Genomic DNA, 16664 nt, shown 5'->3' on the forward strand with positions numbered 1-16664 from the left:
TCGGCGAAATCGGCCAACACAGCGGCATCGATCAGATCGGTCTTGGCACTTTTGCCCATCGCCACGGCGAAAGCCCTGGCCCGGCGAGGATTGATTCTGAGGACATTGAAGCTGGCACCTAGCAGTGCGGCCATGACCTTGCGCTCGTAGCCTCCCGTGGCCTCCAGCAAAACCCGGCCCACCTCGTACTGGCTCAAGCGCTGAAGAAGCTCAGCACAGCCTTCTGAAGTGTTTGAAAGCTCAAAGCCTTCACCGTCTGGTTGAACCCAAACAACGAGGTTTGATTTGGAGATATCGATGCCGACCCAGGAAATCATGGCAAAACCCTCTTACACTCAGGAGTGAGAGTGCTCTGGCTTTGCCCACGCTTGTGATTTCGAGTGGCTGCTCGTCCAACTGTTCGGGCTTATGGGCCAGAGTGGAAAGGTGGATGGCAGCTCGGCTCCCACACGTGCTTCAAGCACCGCGGACTCACAGCTTGCCATCCACCCCTCTCACCCCAGAGCTTATTCCTAGATCTAGACACAAGCGGGCTTGCTCCGGGCGGCGATCCGACGAAGGCGATCTAACAGCCGCCGACCTGTTACTTCTTACAGTATCGGCCCAGCCAAAAAAGGCTCAGTCTTTTCTCGACCCCGAGCGAAGGACCGTCGAGACCGTGAACGCTCACCCAAACACACCGAGGTTGTCGGTTATTGATTCGCGCGCCCTGGCGATTCGCGAGGTGGGCTACTGCCGGCACCCGGACGAGAGCGACATTGAGTCACGCATCACCCGGCAAGTCTTCGACGCAGCGGGGCGTTTGGTTGCGTCGTCGGATCCCCGTTTATGGGCATCTGCGTCGAGGCCGAATCTGGCAACAATTTGTGGATTGAGTGGCCAGTCATTGCTGACGGACAGCGTCGATGCCGGTTGGCAACTGAGCCTGTTGAATCAGGCCGGTTCGCTGTTTTCGTTCTGGGACGCCAGAGGCAGTCAGCGTCGCATCGACTATGACGATCAGCAACGCCCGATAACCGTCACGGAACAGGCCGACGACGCACTACCGCGCGTGGTCGAGCGACTGACCTATGGTGGCTCTACTCCAGCATTCGCCGTGCATAACCAATGCGCAAAGCTGATCCGCCATGACAATCCGGCCAGTACCCGCTTCGTCACCGACTACGGTTTGGCCGGTGCGGAATTGAGTGAAAGCCAATGCTTTCTGATTGACCTTGAAACACCCGACTGGCCAAGTGAATTCGAGGCCCGGGACGCGTTGCTGGAAGATCAGTCGTTCGTCACGCGGCACGTCTTCTTTCCCACGGGCGAGATCGAGCGTCAGACCGATGCCATGGGTAATGTCCGAACCTTTGCCTACGACGTGGCAGGCAGGCTGAGTGAGACCTGGCTCCTACTGGCTGGAGAAGGCAAACAACCGCAATGCCTGGTCAGCGACATCCGCTACAACGCCCACGAACAGATCGAAAGTGAAATCGCTGGCAACGGTGTGAAAACGCAAGCCGAGTACGGCGCCGATGACGGTTGGCTGATCAGGCTGGTGGCGGTGGTCGGGAATCAACCTCCCTTGCAGGATCTGAACTACACCTACGATCCGGTGGGCAACATCATCAAGCTGGAAGACAAGGCCCAAGCCGTTACCTGGTTCAACAATCAGCGCATCGAACCGATCAGCCGTTACCGCTATGACAGCTTGTACCAACTGGTCGAGGCCAGCGGCTGGGAAGTCGCCAACCCCAGCCATGGACCGGCGTTACCGGACTTGCTGCCCACACCGCTGGACCCGAATCAGCGGCGCAAATACACCCAACGTTTCGAATACGATGCAGCGGGCAATCTGATCACTCGCCACCACAGCGACGCGGCAGGTTTCTCGATGTTCACCTCCGCCCGCAGCAATCGAAGCCTGGCGCAGCGGGACGATGGTTCCCTGCCGGGAGAATCCGACATCGAGTCAGGCTTCGATGCCTGCGGCAATCAGCTGGAGTTGCAGCGCGGCCAAGCCATGACCTGGGACATCCGCAACCAGTTGCGCCGGGTGACCCTGGTGAAGCGCGCAGACGAACTCGACGATTGCGAATGCTACGCCTACGACCGCCCTGGCCATCGGCTGCGCAAAGTGTATTTCAGCCAGACCAGTGGCCTAACTCTGCGCACGGAAGTCCGTTACCTCCCCAGCCTGGAAATCCACCGACAGGCCGATGGCAAGGTGCACCACGTCATCAGCGCCGAAGCGGGACGTTGCAGTGTTCGGGCCTTGCATTGGCCCGAAGGAGCGCATGCCGATCAACGGCGTTACAGCCTCTGTGACCACCTCGGCTCCAGCATGTTGGAGTTGGATCACGAAGCAGGCGTGCTGACTCAGGAACACTATTACGCCTTCGGTGGAACGGCGTGCTGGGCCAGTAAAAGTGAGTTAGTGGCGAAGTACAAGACCATTCGCTATTCGGGCAAAGAGCGCGATGCTACGGGGCTTTACTACTATGGTTATCGGTATTACGCACCATGGTTGCAACGCTGGATATGTTCGGACCCCGCAGGCCATATGGATGGACATAATCTTTATGCAATGGTGAACAATAACCCGATTAACTTCATTGATAGATACGGGCTGGAGGGAGAGCAGGTTCAGGGCACCCGAATGTTGGGAGGCGTCATCATTATGGGCTTGCTCGCCCTGATCGGGGCCGGATTAGGTGGGATAGGCGGGAGTGCTCAAACGGGGTTGTCAGCTGGAGCCTTGGTGGGTGGTGCGTTGTTCGCAATCATGCGTTGGCACGAGCATCAGCAATCAAGACCGGGGGTCAGCGCTCGAAAAATAGAGGAGGTGGAGAGAAAGTTCGGCGAAGATATCAGAAGACTCGCACGCGAGCTCGCAGAGAACGCCAAGTTGACTGAGGGCGAAACCGGCAGGTTTGCGGATTTCGCATACGAGCGGCGCAATGCTTCAGACGGCATAGCGGTCAGGCTTTTCACTACTCAAGCAGGGCAAACTTATGGATACGTAGGTCCAGGAGCAACGTCTGATCAGGCTTGGCAGGTCCTGAATTCGGATAAAAATCCCGAACGTGGATTAAAGCGACTTGGCTACAGCGCGCTGTTACTTCGAGATTCGTCGAGAGAAAATTTGCCAACCACGTCGGCCCCTACCGGCGCGAGCCAATTTGAGCCAGGCAGTTCGGTGTCTGTTTCCGGTCGACGAAAGGGGCGCGGCACTCCACAGCCTGGTTCAGGCTTGGCCCAACGTCTAAATGCGGAGCCCGCCCCCGATCTGCGATGGAACATTGATACACAAGTGGTAGATACGATCCTGAATGACGAAACTGATCCTCTCAGTAAAAGCCTCGAGTCGACGATCGGCCATTTGCGCACCGGTCGTACATCCGCGGTCAATTGGCACCCCCATAGCGATGGGTTGTGGTCTGCAGACTTGAATGGAGTGCCCGGAAGTAGGGGGCGTGGAGCGTACAGATTGATGCTCAGACATCAGGGAGGGCTTAACTACAAAGTCGAGGGCGTGCGGAATCCTCACTAGATTCGTTGCAGCAATGGGCGCGCAGGCTTCCTGCCCGCCCCCTGCTCACCGTTTGTTCAACCCCCGCGCCAACCGATCCCCACCCAACTGAATCAGCGCCACCAACACCACCAGCAACACAATCACCGTCAGCATGATCTGGCTATCAAACCGCTGATACCCATACCGATAAGCAATGTCCCCCAACCCGCCAGCACCAATCGCCCCGGCCATGGCCGATGAGTTGATCATCGTCACCAGCGTAATGGTGAAACCACCGACAATCCCCGGCAGCGCTTCTGGCAGCAGTACGTGCCAGACGATATGCCAACGCCGGCACCCCATCGCTTGCGCTGCCTCTATCAAACCGAAATCCACCTCTCGCAAACTGACTTCGGCGATGCGCGCAAAGAACGGCGTGGCCGCAATCGTCAGCGGGACTACCGCGGCCCAGACACCGTAAGTGGTGCCCACGATCAACCGTGTGAACGGAATCAACGCCACCATCAAGATCAAAAACGGAATCGAGCGGAACAGGTTCACGAAGGCGCCCAACACGCGATTCAGCACCGGTGCTTCGTAGATTCCGCCCTTGTCGCTGGTGACCAGAATCACCGCCATCGGAATACCCGCCAGCAGCGCGATCAATGACGACACGCCCACCATCAGAAACGTGTCGATGAAACCTTGCATCAAGCGATCAAACCACATAACCCAGCACCTCCACCTGTTGTGCCCAATTGCCGGCGCGCTGGCGCAGTTCTTCGGCGCCGAGCGGCGAGCTGGCCACCGCCAGCAGCAATTGCCCCAGCGCATGCCCCTGAATCCGTTCCACGCCGCCTTGCAGCAAACGCACACGGCCACCGAGTGCGGCGAGCAGCGCTGCCAGATCCGGCTCGTCCGTGGCGCTGCCGGTGAATTGCAAACGCAGGACCACAGCGGCGTCGGCCGACTGTGGTTGCGCCTGGAGACGACTTTGCAGCTCCTGCGGCAACGCGTGTTGCAGCGGCGCGAGCAAGGTTTTGCTGACCTCATGCTGCGGGTTGCCGAAGACTTCCCAGACCGGGCCTTGTTCGACGATGCGTCCATGCTCCAACACCACGACGCGGTCGCAGATGTCGCGGATCACCGCCATCTCGTGAGTGATCAGCACGATGGTCAGACCCAGGCGCTGATTGATCTCGCGCAGCAGGCCGAGGATCGATTGCGTGGTCTCCGGGTCCAGTGCCGAAGTGGCCTCGTCGCACAGCAGAATCTCCGGGTCGTGCACCAGCGCGCGGGCGATGCCGACGCGCTGTTTCTGTCCGCCGGACAACTGCGCCGGGTAGGCTTTGTGCTTCTCTTGCAGGCCGACCAGCTCCAGCAGCTCACGAACTTTGCGCTCGCGTTTCTCCTTCGGCACACCGGCGACTTTGAGCGGCAATTCGACGTTCTGCCAAACGGTCTTGGCCGACATCAGGTTGAAGTGCTGAAAGATCATGCCAATGCGCCGACGCAGGGCCACCAGACGGTCTTCATCGAACTCGCCGATGTCCACCTGATCGATCAGCACGCGGCCCGTGCTCGGTTGTTCGAGGCGGTTGATGGTGCGGATCAGCGACGACTTGCCGGCGCCGCTGCGGCCGATGATGCCGAACACTTCACCGCGCTGGATCGCCAGGTCGATGCCGTGCAGCGCGGCGACCGGACCTTGCTGGCCGTTGTAGGTTTTGCCCAGACCGATGAAGCGCACGTGAGCGCGGTTCAGGTCGGGGTGCAGTTCAGTCTGTTCGGCTTTTTGAGGCTCTGGAATCTCCAGTCGCCGTTGGATCGCGGCCGTCATTCTCAGCTTTCCCAACCGGCTTGGTAGAGCTTGCCGTGAGCCTTGTCCAAGGCTGCCCGAACGGCTGGTGAATGCTGGTAGATGTCGACGAATTTGATCAGGCGCGGGTCGGTTTTGCTTTTTGGCTGGATCACGAACTGGATCACGTATTCCTTGTGGTCTAGGCCATCGAACAGCAGGGCCGAGCCGGCATCGAAGGTTTTCGACAAGCGAATGTACGCCGGGTAGCCCTGAACCAGATCGGCATCATCGTAGGCGCGCACCAGTTGCACGGCTTCGACCTGAAGGATTTTGATTTTCTTCGGGTTGGCGATGATGTCTTCTTCGGTGGCCTTGTAGCCGACGCCCGGTTTGAGCGTGATCAGCCCGGCCTTGGCCAGCAGTTGCAGGCCGCGACCGCTGTTGATCGGGTCGTTGGCGATGGCCACGCTGGCGCCTTCCGGCAGCTCGTCGAAGCTTTTGTATTTTTTCGAGTAGAGGCCGACGTTGTTGATGATCCCCGGCGCGAACGGCACCAGGTCAAAACCGGAGGCGGCCTTGGCATTCTCCAGGAACGGGATGTGCTGGAAGTAGTTCACGTCGATGTCGCCGGCGGCGAGACTGACGTTGGGGGCGATCCAGTCGGTGAACTCGACGAGTTCGACCTTGAGGTCTTGTTTATTGGCTTCTTCGACGGCGGCTTCCAGGGGGATGGCGAACGCGGCCGTGGTGCCGACTTTCAGCGGCGCGTCGGCGGCGAAGGTGATGGAGCTGAAGAGGCCGAGGGCCAGGGCCAGTGCTTTGACTGGGCGAGAGAGGTCGTTCTTTTTCATAGTGAGTTTTCCAGTCAGGGCATTAAATGTGTGTTGTTGGTGCGGGCCTCATCGCCAGCAAGCCGGCTCCTACAGGGGGTCGCGGTGTCCTTGTAGGAGCCGGCCTGCTGGCGATGCTTTTAGCGGCTCCTACAGGGGGTCGCGTTCTCCTTGTGAAGCCGGCCTGCTGGCGATGCTTTTAGCGGCTTCTGCAGGGGATCGCGTTCTCCTTGTGGAGCCGGCCTGCTGGCGATGCTTTTAGCGGCTTCTGCAGGGGATCGCGGTGTCCTTGTAGGAGCCGGCTTGCTGGCGATGCTTTTAGCGTCGGTAAGCAGATCCGGTGTGTTGCTCAGGCAAATGCGCCTCTGCGTGAAACAGTTTTTCCCGCAGGCTGCCATTGTCATAACCGGTCTTGTACGACCCGCGTCGCTGCAACTCCGGAATCACCAGCTCGATGAAATCCACATAGCTTTCCGGTGTGACAATCCGCGTCAGGTTGAAGCCATCCAGCCCGGTTTCGGCGATCCACGATTCCAGCTCATCGGCCACTTGTTCCGGCGAGCCGACCACGGTGATGTAGCGACCGCCGAGGGCGTGTTGCTCGAGCAATTTGCGGCGGGTCCAGTCGTTGTTTTGCAGGTTTTTGGTGGCCGACTGAATCGCGTTGCTCTTCACGTACTGGATCGGCTCGTCGATTTCGTACTCGGAAAAATCGATCCCGGTCGACGCCGAAAAATGCGCCACGCCGGCCTCGGCACTGGCGTAGCTCAGGTACTCGGCGTGCTTGGCCCAGGCCAGTTCTTCGGTGGCGCCGACGATCACGTTCAACCCCATGAACACCTTGATGTCCTCAGGATTGCGCCCGGCCTCGACGGCGCTGGCGCGGACCTTGTCCACCTGAACCCTGGTCGATGGTTTGTTCTGACCGCTGATGAACACACACTCCGCGTGGCGCCCGGCGAACAGCAAACCGCGATCCGAGCTGCCGGCCTGGAACAGCACCGGCGTGCGCTGCGGCGACGGTTCGCAGAGGTGATAACCCTCGACCTGATAGAACTCACCCTTGTGCTCGACCTTGTGCACTTTGTTTGGCTGCGCATAGATCCGTTGTTGCGGATCGTTGAGCACCGCGCCGTTTTCCCAACTGCCTTCCCAGAGTTTGTAGAGCACTTCGAGGTATTCATCCGCCTGGTCGTAACGACGGTCGTGTTCGACCTGTTCGCTCAGGCCCATGGCCTTGGCGGCGCTGTCGAGATAACCGGTGACGATGTTCCAGCCGACCCGACCGCGACTCAGGTAATCGAGCGTCGACATGCGTCGGGCGAACAGATAGGGCGGTTCGTAAGTCAGGTTGGCGGTCAGTCCGAAACCAAGGTTCTTGGTGACGGCGGCCATCGCCGAGACCAGCAGCAGCGGGTCGTTCACCGGCAACTGGATCGACTCTTTCAGCGGCACGTCCACTGAGTTCTGGTAGACGTCGTACACGCCGACGATGTCCGCGATGAACAGCCCGTCGAACAGTCCACGCTCCAGCAACTGCGCCAGTTCGGTCCAATATTCGATGGTTTTGTATTGGGTCGAGGTGTCCCGTGGATGCGTCCACAAGCCATGGTTGATGTGCCCGATGCAGTTCATGTTGAACGCGTTGAGCAGGATCTTCTTCTTACTCATCAGATGGTCCCCCGCAACGGCGGGTTTTCATCGTTGAGGTAGTAGTTGCCCACGGCGTGATACTTCCAGCGCACCGGGTCGTGCAGCGTATGAACCCGAGCGTTTCGCCAGTGGCGATCCAGTCCGTGTTCGATCAGGGTTGCCTGGCTGCCGGCCAGTTCGAACAGCGTGCAGCCAGCGGCGAGGGAGATTTCGGTGCTGATGGCGCGGGCTTCGGCAACGGCGATCGACGCAGCGGCGACAGTCTCGGCGTTGGTCTCGGCCTGGGCCTTGTCGAGGTATTCACCTGAGCGCTCCAATAAGGCTTCGGCGGCGTGCAGGCGGATGCTCAGATGGCCGAAGCTCTTGATGGTCAGCGGATCGTCGGTGGCTTTTTCATGAGTGGCGTCGATCCATGGCCGGGTTTTGGTGCGCACAAAATGCAGTGCATCTTCATAGGCGGCGCGGGCGATGCCGGTGTCGATGGCGGCGTGAAGAATCTGCGCCAACGGGCCGACGGTCGTCGGGCGTTCGAAAGCGCTTTGAAACGGGATCACGTCTTCGGCGGCGACGTAGACGTCTTCGAAGACCACCGAACCGCTGCCGGTGGTGCGCTGGCCGAACCCGCTCCAGTCATCGATGACGGTCAGGCCTTTGCTGTCGCGCGGGACGAACGCCAGTTGCTGTACACCGTTTTCATCCACTACCGACGTCGGGATGCGTTGTGCGTAGATCGCTCCCGTGGCGTAGAACTTGCGGCCATTGATGCGATAGCCGTCGCCATCGCGGGTCAGGCTGGTGACGCGGTCGTGAGCGGTTTTGGTACCGAGTTCAGCGAGCGCATTGCCGAAGCGCTGGCCGGCCAGCACTTCCGCGTAGAGGCGTTTTTTCTGCTCTTCGCTGCCATTCACTCGCAGCACTTCGAGGGCATAAAAATGGTTCTGCGGAATTTGTCCGAGGGAGCCGTCAGCCTGGGCGATCAAGGCGATCACCCTGGCCAGCGTGACGTTGGAAACGCCAGCGCCGCCGTACTCCTTCGGCACGCTGATGCCCCACAGGCCCGAGCGGGAAAACACTTCCAGTTCGGGGTGCGGCAAACGGCGTTCGCGGTCGCGCAGGGCGCTGTCGCGTTTGAAATCTTCAGCCAGATCAGTGGCGACAATCAGGGCTTGCTCATCGCTGGTGATGACCGCGACGTGGTGAGAAAGAGTCATAGGTTTCTCCAGATGTCTGGTCGTCAGATCCAGGAATGGCGAGCCGGCAACGTGCCGTTCAAGTGGTAAGCGCCCACGGCGTGATACTTCCAGCGCACCGGGTCGTGCAGGGTGTGCACGCGGGCGTTGCGCCAGTGGCGGTCGAGGTTGAATTCGGCGAGGGTGGCGCGGCTGCCGGCCAGTTCGAAAAGTTTTTCGCTGGCCAGCAACGAAATCTCGGTGGTCAGCACCTTGGCTTCGGCCACGGCAATCGAAGCTCGCGCAGCGGAGTCGGCGGTGAGCGGCGCAGCGTTGACCTGGTCAAGCACTCGCCCGGCCTTGCGCAGCAGCGCTTCGGCGGCGTGCAGTTCGATTTTCAGTTTGCCGATATCCGCAATCACATACAGATCATCGCTGGCGCGTTCGACCTTGGCGTCGATCCACGGCCGTGCGCGGGTTTTCACGAATTCGATGGCGTCGTCGATGGCGCCGCGGGCGATGCCGGCGTCGATGGCCGCTTGAATCAATTGCGAGACGGCACCCTGGATATTCGGCTTGTCGTTGATCTTCCAGTTATCCACCACCAGCTCGGCGTCGACCCGCACGTTGTTGAGCAAAATGGTGCCGCTGGCGGTGGTGCGCTGGCCGAAACCGGACCAGTCATCGACGATGCGCAAACCTGGCGTGCCACGACGGACAAAGGCCAGCACTTGCTTGCCGTCGTCGTTCAGCGCCTTGACCGCAACCCAGTGGGCGAACAGAGCGCCAGTGGAATAGAACTTCTGCCCGCTGATGACAAAACCGTCGCCGTCGGCGGTGATCCGTGCCTTGAGTTCAAGGGTGTTTTTGGTCCCGCGTTCCGGCCCGGCATTGCCGATGCGCCAGCCTTCGAGCACGCTTTTGAACAGCTGCTTTTTCTGCGCTTCGGTGGCGCTGCCGAGCACCAGGTTGAGAATGCCGAACTGGTTCTGCGGGATCTGTCCCAATGCCGGGTCGGCCGCGGAAATGATCGCGAACACCTCGGCCAGGGTGACGAACGAAACCTGCGGGCCACCGTATTCGCGCGGGATGGCGATGCTGCCCAAGCCGCTGCGGGTGAACTGTTCGATTTCCGACCATGGCAACTTGCGCTGCTGGTCACGTTTGGCTGCTTGCAGGCGGGCAGCGTGCGCCAGTTCATGGGCTGCCTTGATGGCTTGAGCGTCGTTGCGCAAGACCTGCGCGGGCAACAACAGGGGAGCGATGTCCAGATCACTCTGGAGGGTTGCTTCTGCAAGACTGGACATCAGTGCCGCTCCTTGGCTGCACGCAATGCCCTGGCGATCTGCACTGGGGTGATTGTGTTCCGGACCATACCTACCTCACATCTCATGGAACGCTGCGATGGTTGCAGCGAAGTAAAAACAAGAATGTCCGGTGGTCCGGTTCATATACCCTAAGCGTGTATAAAAAATTAATAAACTAACTTTTAGGAATATGGATAGAAGTGTGTCGTGAGCAACTGTACACAGCGCAACACTTTGTTTTTGTAGCAACAGACACAGCCCGCGTTCGGATTCTGTAGGAGCGAGCTTGCTCGCGAAAAACGTGTAGGCAACGTGTTCATTCAGGTGGCCAGCGTCATCGTTGACGTCCATCGCGAGCAAGCTCACTCCTACAGTAAGAACGGCGGCGTTGGCTTTCCTTCAACAGCCATGAGCCATTCCTTTCGGCGGCATCCTGAGGTACGGATTGGCACAACCAATCTTCAGCATCCGCGCCGGTGCCCAGCGGGAGTTGTTACCCACTCGGTCGAGGATGCAGTAGGTCACTTCCAGCCGCAGGTCTTCGCCTGCTTCGAGAATGATCGCTGGCGGCACCCAGACCTGAATCGGCTTGCCCACGTCGCTCGCCTTGAGCCGTGGCAAGTCCATGCGCACATCGCCCCAACGCAGGGTGATTTCATCGTCGGCGGCCATGTTCAGGTACGGCTCGATGGTCAAGGGAACGCCGCGCTTGATCTGGTTCGGGTTAACGCCCTGACGGCGGATGGTTTCGGGAAGGCTCACCGGTGCAAGACGCTGGTTTTCGTCACCACACAGTGCAGGTGGTGGGCCGCCGGGGCAGTCGAGCTTGACCTGGACACGGGTTGCCGACGACAGCGCAGGCCCATGGCCGACCTGCATGAGCCGATAGTGAATGCGCGAGGAGCCATTGGCGATGAAGCTTTCCGGCACTCGCAGACTGATCGCTTTACCGACGTCCTGGGTATTCAGCACCCTGGAGGCCACGTAGCAGTTGTCCCAGAACAGCTCGATCAAGTCGCCTTCATCCATGCCGGGGTAAGGTGCGACGTCGATCAGCAGATGAGCTGCCGAGGTGATGTCGATGCCGCTCTTGTGTGATTGCGCCACGGTCGGCGCCGCAAGTCCGGGTTTGTTCGAAGTGTTTTTCATGGGGTTCTCCTTGAAGTCTTGCAGCGAAGTCCGTTTCTGAAAGAGCTGAATGGCCGAGCAACAGACGGCTCATTACTTTCGTATGAAAACAAGGATGGGTCGTGAATGCTTACATCGGCTGGAGACTAGATAAGAGTGCGCAGGAATAACTGTCAATAGCATGAGTTAGTTAAATAATGCATCTGATGTTATTCAGAAAGCTCCTACGCTTTCAGGTCAGGAAACTGCATCGTGCTGTCGAACATGACCACTGAAATCACGGGTTTCAGATGCCGTGGGAGCAGGCTATACGCATGGCAGTGGTTGAATTTCTCGAGGATTTTAGGCGAGGTTAATCTGCAGCAGGACATATATATGTACCGCACACGATATCGAAAAATGGATAAATTATTTGAGAATGTTTGAGGGGGTATATGAAGGTGCAATGTGACTTCCATCCATGGAAGTTAGAACTTTGTTATTGCAGCTCAGTTGTGAGCATTGTTCAGAAACTTGCTGAGGAACTGTTTTGTGCGTTCTTCTTTAGGATTGGCAAACAGCGCCTTGGCTTCGCCTTGCTCGACGATCACACCCTTGTCGAAAAACACCACGCGGTTGGCCACGTCACGTGCAAAACCCATTTCGTGAGTCACGATGACCATGGTGCGCTTCTCTTCGGCCAGGCTGCGGATGGTCGCCAGCACTTCACCCACCAGCTCCGGATCGAGCGCTGAGGTGGGTTCATCGAACAGAATCACTTCCGGCTCCATCGCCAGCGCGCGGGCAATCGCCACACGCTGTTGCTGTCCGCCGGAGAGGCGTCGCGGGTAAGCGTCTTCCTTGCCCGCCAGGCCAACCCTGGCCAACAGTTTTTTACCCAGGGCAACGGCGTCGGCGTGCGGGATCTTCTTCACGATGATCGGGCCTTCGATGACGTTTTCCAGGGCGGTGCGATGGGGGAACAGGTTGAAGTTCTGGAACACGAAGCCAACGTGCTGACGCAAGCGTCGCACCAGGCTCTGCTGCTGGTTCAACGGACGGCTGCCATCGATTTCGATGTCGCCGACCTTGATCCGGCCGCTGGTGGGTTCTTCGAGAAAATTCAGGCACCTCAGGAACGTGGTTTTGCCCGAACCGCTAGGCCCGATGATCGCGACGACCTCGCCTTCCTTCACTTGCAGATCGATGCCGTTGAGCACGACTTGACCCTTGAACTGCTTTGTCAGTTTTTCCACGACAATCATGGGGTCAGGACTCCTGGTCGTGCCGATTGACCCGCTCTTCCAACTTGTTCTGCAGGTGCGAAAGCACCGTGGCCAGAATCCAGTAGATCAGCGCGGCGGCAAGGTACATGGTGAACACTTCAAAGGTGCGTGCCGTGATCAGCTGCGCCTGGCGGAACAGCTCCGGCACCTGGATGGTGGCGGCCAGCGCGGTGTCCTTGACCAGCGAAATGAAGCTGTTGCCCAGCGGCGGCAATGCGGTGCGCATTGCTTGCGGGATGATGGCCCGGCGCAGTGTCTGCGCACGGGTCATGCCGATGCTGGCGGCAGCTTCCCACTGACCGCGCTCGATGGAGCTGATCGCGGAACGCAGGATTTCACAGGCGTAAGCGGCCATGTTCAGCGAGAAGCCGATCAGGGCCGCCGGCAGCGGATCGAGTTCCATGCCCAATTGCGGCAAGCCGTAATAGATCACGAACAGTTGCACCAGCAACGGCGTGCCGCGAAAGAACGACACGTAGATGCGGGCGATCCAGCTCACCAGCTTGAAGCGCGACAGACGCATCAGTGCCAGGCCGAAGCCCAGCATGAGGCCGAAGAACATCCCGCCCAGGCTCAAGATGACCGTGAAGTAGGCCCCCTTGAGCAGGAAGGGCAGGGAGTCCAGTGCGAGTTGGAAAGCTTCTTCCATTATTTAGTGACGTCAGCGCTGAAGTACTTTTCCGAAAGCTTTTTCAGCGTACCGTCAGCCCGCAGCTTGTCGATGGCTTTGTTCACCGCAGCCAGCAACTCAGGCTCGCCTTTGCGCAGGGCAATACCGGCTTCCTGACGGGAGAACGCTTCGCCGGCGGCGACAGTGTCCTTGGCCTTCCTGGCGTATTCCAGTGCGGCGAGGCGGTCGATCAGAATGGCGTCGATGCGGCCGACGCGCAGATCCTGGAACTTGGTCGGATCATCGTCATAGGTCTTGATAATGGCTTTAGGCTGATTGTCCTTGAGCCATTGTTCGTAGTTGGTGCCCAGGCCTACACCGACTTTCTTGCCAGCCAGATCGGCGGCGGTCTTGATGGTGTCTTTGTTCTTTTCCAGAACCAGCGCCTGAATCCCGGAAATGGTGTACGGCTCGGAGAAGTCGTACTTCTTCTTGCGCTCTTCGGAGATGGTCACCTGGTTGATCACCGCGTCCAGACGCTTGGATTCCAGCGCCGCGAGGATGCCGTCCCATTTGGTTGGTTGCAGTTTGACCTTCACGCCCAGCTCTTTGGCCAGGGCTTCGGAGAACTCGACTTCGAAACCGGCCAGTTTGCCGTCGGCGTCAACGAAGCTGAACGGTGGGTAAGTGCCTTCCAGACCGACGTTGATCACGCCCGCGTCCTTGATTTTTTGCAGCTGCTCACCGGCAACCGCTTGCCCCAGCAGGCCGGCGCTCAGCGCCAGGCCCAGCGAACCGACCAGCAGATTTCGACGTAATGCGGAAAAATTCATGACAAGCCCCTGTGTTTTCTTATGAGAACGCTTTTAGGAATGTTGGCAAAATCGGGATTTGGACGACTGCAATATCCTGCCCTAAAGCAGCGTATGCGTCTCGCTGCAAATTCGCCTGCGGCGAGACTATATGACGGTGCTTTTAGATAGGAAAATAATAAATATTCTATTTGTTATTCTTTAATTGCATATATCGCCAGTAGACCGCTATCGCCAGCAAGCCGGCTCCTACAGGGTTTGTGTCGTGCATAAACCTTCGTTCGACGCGAACCCCGTAGGAGCCGGCTTGCTGGCGATAGAGCGCAAAACGCTCTTAAAAAGCCGATTTGTAGGCAAACAACGCCGGCGCCCCGCCGGTGTGCAGGAAGATGATCGGCCCTTCATCAAACCGCTGACGACCAATCCCGTCGAGCAACCCGGCCATGGCCTTGCCGGTGTATACCGGGTCCAGCAGCAATCCTTCCTGACTCGCCACCAGCTTCACCGCCGCCAGCGTCCCGGCATTCGGCTCGCCATAACGCGGGCCGAAATATTCGTCCCACAACTCGACCTTGAAACTGGTCGGCAGGCGCACGTCCAACAAGGCCGCGGTACGCTCGGACAGGCCCTGGACCTTGGGCCGCTGATCTTCATCGCTGCGCGACACCGTCACGCCAATCACTGGCAAATCCGGCAGTACTTCGCTCAACGCGAGTGCCAGGCCGCTGTGGGTTCCGGCGCTGCCGGAGGCCAACACCACCGCAGCGAACGTCAGGCCGGTGTCCTTGATCTGCTCGGCCAGTTCCAGCCCGGCGCGCACATAACCCAAAGCGCCCAACGCGTTCGAGCCGCCAATCGGCACCAGATACGGCTTTTTGCCGTTGCTGCGCAGGCGTGAGGCCAAGGCTTCCAGTTGCTCGTCAGCGTTGTCGAGGTTTTCCACCAACTCGACCTTGGTATCGAACAGGTCGAGCAACAGCCGATTGCCGTTGCCGACATAGTTGGCGTCGTCGGTGCTCAAAGGATTTTCCAGCAGTGCCACGCAGCCCAGCCCCAGTTTCGCCGCGAGAGCAGCGGTCTGGCGCACGTGGTTGGATTGCAGCGCGCCAGCGGTGATCAGCGTGTCCGCACCCTGGGCCAGCGCATCGGCGGCCAGGTATTCGAGTTTGCGCAGCTTGTTGCCGCCCATCGCCAGCGGTGTCAGGTCATCGCGTTTGACGTACACGTCGCGGCCGAGCCAGGCCGACAGGCGTTCGAGTTTTTCCAGAGGGGTCGGGTGGCTGAGTAGATCGAGGCGGTCGAAACGGGCGAGCTGTTGTTTGATCATGGGTCCGTACTGGCGGTGGAAGATGTCAGGACTATAGGCACGGCTATAAGTGTGGGCAACCGGCAAGGTGACTTATAGCCAAACGTGCTGAGCACAGCACAATCGGTTCTTAATTCGGCTTCCAGACCTTGCCGTAAAGTAATCGCCGTCAGTGCGGCCAGACAGTCCGGCCGCCCATGTGGAGTTTTTTACCGTGAGCGAGCGTTCCAGCCATTGGCAATTGCAGACCATCGTCAGCCAGCTGCGCACGGCGCGCGACCAGTGGCGAGCCCAAAACGGCCGCGCCAGTGGCGAGCAGGGCGGTCGCGAATTGCCCTCCCGAGCGGCCATGGCAGAGATTCTTGAAGCGCTGTGCGGTGCGTTGTTCCCGATGCGCCTCGGCCCGGTGGACCTGCGCGAAGAGAGTGAAGATTTCTACGTCGGCCACACGCTGGACGTTGCGCTGAACGCGTTGCTGGGGCAGGCACGACTTGAACTGCGTTACGCCGCCCGCCACAGCGCCTCGGCCGACACTGAAGTCGAAGCCAAAACGATCCAGATCATTCAGGACTTCGCCCTCGCCCTGCCGGGGCTGCGCAGCTTGCTGGACACTGACGTGCTGGCGGCCTATCACGGTGACCCGGCGGCCCGCAGCGTCGATGAAGTGTTGCTGTGCTATCCGGGGATTCTGGCGGTGATTCACCATCGCCTCGCGCATCATTTGTACCGCGCCGGACTGCCGCTGCTGGCGCGGATCAGTGCAGAAATCGCTCACTCGGCGACCGGTATCGACATCCACCCCGGCGCGCAAATCGGCCGCAGCTTCTTCATCGATCACGGGACGGGCGTGGTAATCGGCGAGACGGCGATCATCGGCGAGCGCGTGCGGATTTATCAGGCCGTGACCCTGGGCGCCAAGCGCTTCCCGTCGGACGAAGACGGCCAGTTGCAGAAGGGCCATCCGCGGCATCCGATTGTCGAGGATGATGTGGTGATCTATGCCGGCGCGACGATTCTGGGGCGGATCACCATCGGCAAGGGCTCGACCATTGGCGGTAACGTCTGGCTGACGCGCAGTGTGCCGGCGGGGTGCAACCTGACGCAGGCGAATCTGCAGCATGATGATGGGACGCAGAAGTAAGGCCCTGGATCTTTAGCGGCCTTTCAGACGCCATCGCCAGCAAGCCGGCTCCTACAAAGTTTGTGTCGAACGATAATTTTGTGAGCGACACAAAACCTGTAGGAGCCGGCTTGCTGGCGATCGGTTTCAAGACAAACCGCGATAAC

Annotated in this window: 14 protein-coding genes; 2 read left to right on the forward strand and 12 right to left on the reverse strand. The window is 59.3% G+C overall.

What is annotated here, in order from left to right:
• On the reverse strand, window positions 1-317 hold a 317-nt coding region (locus tag FBY04_RS00005), incomplete at its 3' end, for a transposase (RefSeq protein WP_145314101.1).
• A gap of 341 nt (window positions 318-658) precedes the next feature.
• Between FBY04_RS00005 and FBY04_RS00010 the strand changes: the two genes are divergently transcribed.
• The gene (locus FBY04_RS00010) at window positions 659-3535 is read left to right on the forward strand and encodes an RHS repeat domain-containing protein (protein ID WP_256666695.1); all 2877 of its coding nucleotides are present in this window, start codon (window positions 659-661) and stop codon (window positions 3533-3535) included.
• 45 nt (window positions 3536-3580) lie between these two features.
• Here the strand turns inward: FBY04_RS00010 and FBY04_RS00015 are convergent, their stop codons facing one another.
• The 11 genes from FBY04_RS00015 to FBY04_RS00070 all read right to left on the reverse strand — a co-directional run bounded on the left by FBY04_RS00015 (window position 3581) and on the right by FBY04_RS00070 (window position 15398).
• Complete coding sequence (locus tag FBY04_RS00015) at window positions 3581-4225, reverse strand: methionine ABC transporter permease (RefSeq protein ID WP_145314103.1); 645 nt, start codon at window positions 4223-4225, stop codon at window positions 3581-3583.
• Window positions 4215-5336: a methionine ABC transporter ATP-binding protein gene (locus tag FBY04_RS00020; protein WP_145314105.1), complete on the reverse strand. Its 1122-nt coding sequence runs from the start codon at window positions 5334-5336 to the stop codon at window positions 4215-4217. The genes FBY04_RS00015 and FBY04_RS00020 overlap by 11 nt, the downstream gene beginning before the upstream one ends.
• A 2-nt stretch (window positions 5337-5338) precedes the next feature.
• Window positions 5339-6148 carry a MetQ/NlpA family ABC transporter substrate-binding protein gene (locus tag FBY04_RS00025; RefSeq protein ID WP_145314107.1) on the reverse strand — a complete coding sequence of 270 codons (810 nt, stop codon included), beginning with the start codon at window positions 6146-6148 and terminating at the stop codon, window positions 5339-5341.
• Window positions 6149-6445: 297 nt separating this feature from the next.
• Window positions 6446-7798 (reverse strand): LLM class flavin-dependent oxidoreductase, encoded by a 1353-nt coding sequence (locus FBY04_RS00030; RefSeq protein ID WP_145314109.1) that lies wholly within the window; start codon window positions 7796-7798, stop codon window positions 6446-6448.
• Window positions 7798-8991, reverse strand: coding sequence for an SfnB family sulfur acquisition oxidoreductase (locus tag FBY04_RS00035; protein ID WP_145314111.1), 1194 nt, complete (start codon window positions 8989-8991; stop codon window positions 7798-7800). The genes FBY04_RS00030 and FBY04_RS00035 overlap by 1 nt, the downstream gene beginning before the upstream one ends.
• Before the next feature lie 23 nt (window positions 8992-9014).
• Complete coding sequence (locus FBY04_RS00040) at window positions 9015-10256, reverse strand: SfnB family sulfur acquisition oxidoreductase (RefSeq protein WP_084318307.1); 1242 nt, start codon at window positions 10254-10256, stop codon at window positions 9015-9017.
• 399 nt (window positions 10257-10655) lie between these two features.
• The gene (locus FBY04_RS00050) at window positions 10656-11405 is read right to left on the reverse strand and encodes a hypothetical protein (RefSeq protein ID WP_145314115.1); all 750 of its coding nucleotides are present in this window, start codon (window positions 11403-11405) and stop codon (window positions 10656-10658) included.
• Between the two features lie 467 nt (window positions 11406-11872).
• Window positions 11873-12628: an L-cystine ABC transporter ATP-binding protein TcyN gene (gene tcyN / locus FBY04_RS00055; RefSeq protein ID WP_084318304.1), complete on the reverse strand. Its 756-nt coding sequence runs from the start codon at window positions 12626-12628 to the stop codon at window positions 11873-11875.
• Window positions 12629-12632: 4 nt separating this feature from the next.
• Complete coding sequence (gene tcyL / locus FBY04_RS00060) at window positions 12633-13298, reverse strand: cystine ABC transporter permease (protein ID WP_084318303.1); 666 nt, start codon at window positions 13296-13298, stop codon at window positions 12633-12635.
• Window positions 13298-14092: a cystine ABC transporter substrate-binding protein gene (gene tcyJ / locus FBY04_RS00065; RefSeq protein ID WP_084318302.1), complete on the reverse strand. Its 795-nt coding sequence runs from the start codon at window positions 14090-14092 to the stop codon at window positions 13298-13300. The genes tcyL and tcyJ overlap by 1 nt, the downstream gene beginning before the upstream one ends.
• A gap of 313 nt (window positions 14093-14405) precedes the next feature.
• Window positions 14406-15398: a D-cysteine desulfhydrase gene (locus FBY04_RS00070; RefSeq protein ID WP_145314117.1), complete on the reverse strand. Its 993-nt coding sequence runs from the start codon at window positions 15396-15398 to the stop codon at window positions 14406-14408.
• A gap of 193 nt (window positions 15399-15591) precedes the next feature.
• On the opposite strand from FBY04_RS00070, the gene epsC reads away from it, so the two are divergent.
• Window positions 15592-16518, forward strand: coding sequence for a serine O-acetyltransferase EpsC (gene epsC, locus FBY04_RS00075; RefSeq protein ID WP_084318300.1), 927 nt, complete (start codon window positions 15592-15594; stop codon window positions 16516-16518).
• The last annotated feature ends 146 nt before the right edge of the window (window positions 16519-16664 follow it).

This window comes from Pseudomonas sp. SJZ080, from assembly GCF_007828295.1.
Lineage (GTDB): Bacteria > Pseudomonadota > Gammaproteobacteria > Pseudomonadales > Pseudomonadaceae > Aquipseudomonas > Aquipseudomonas migulae_A.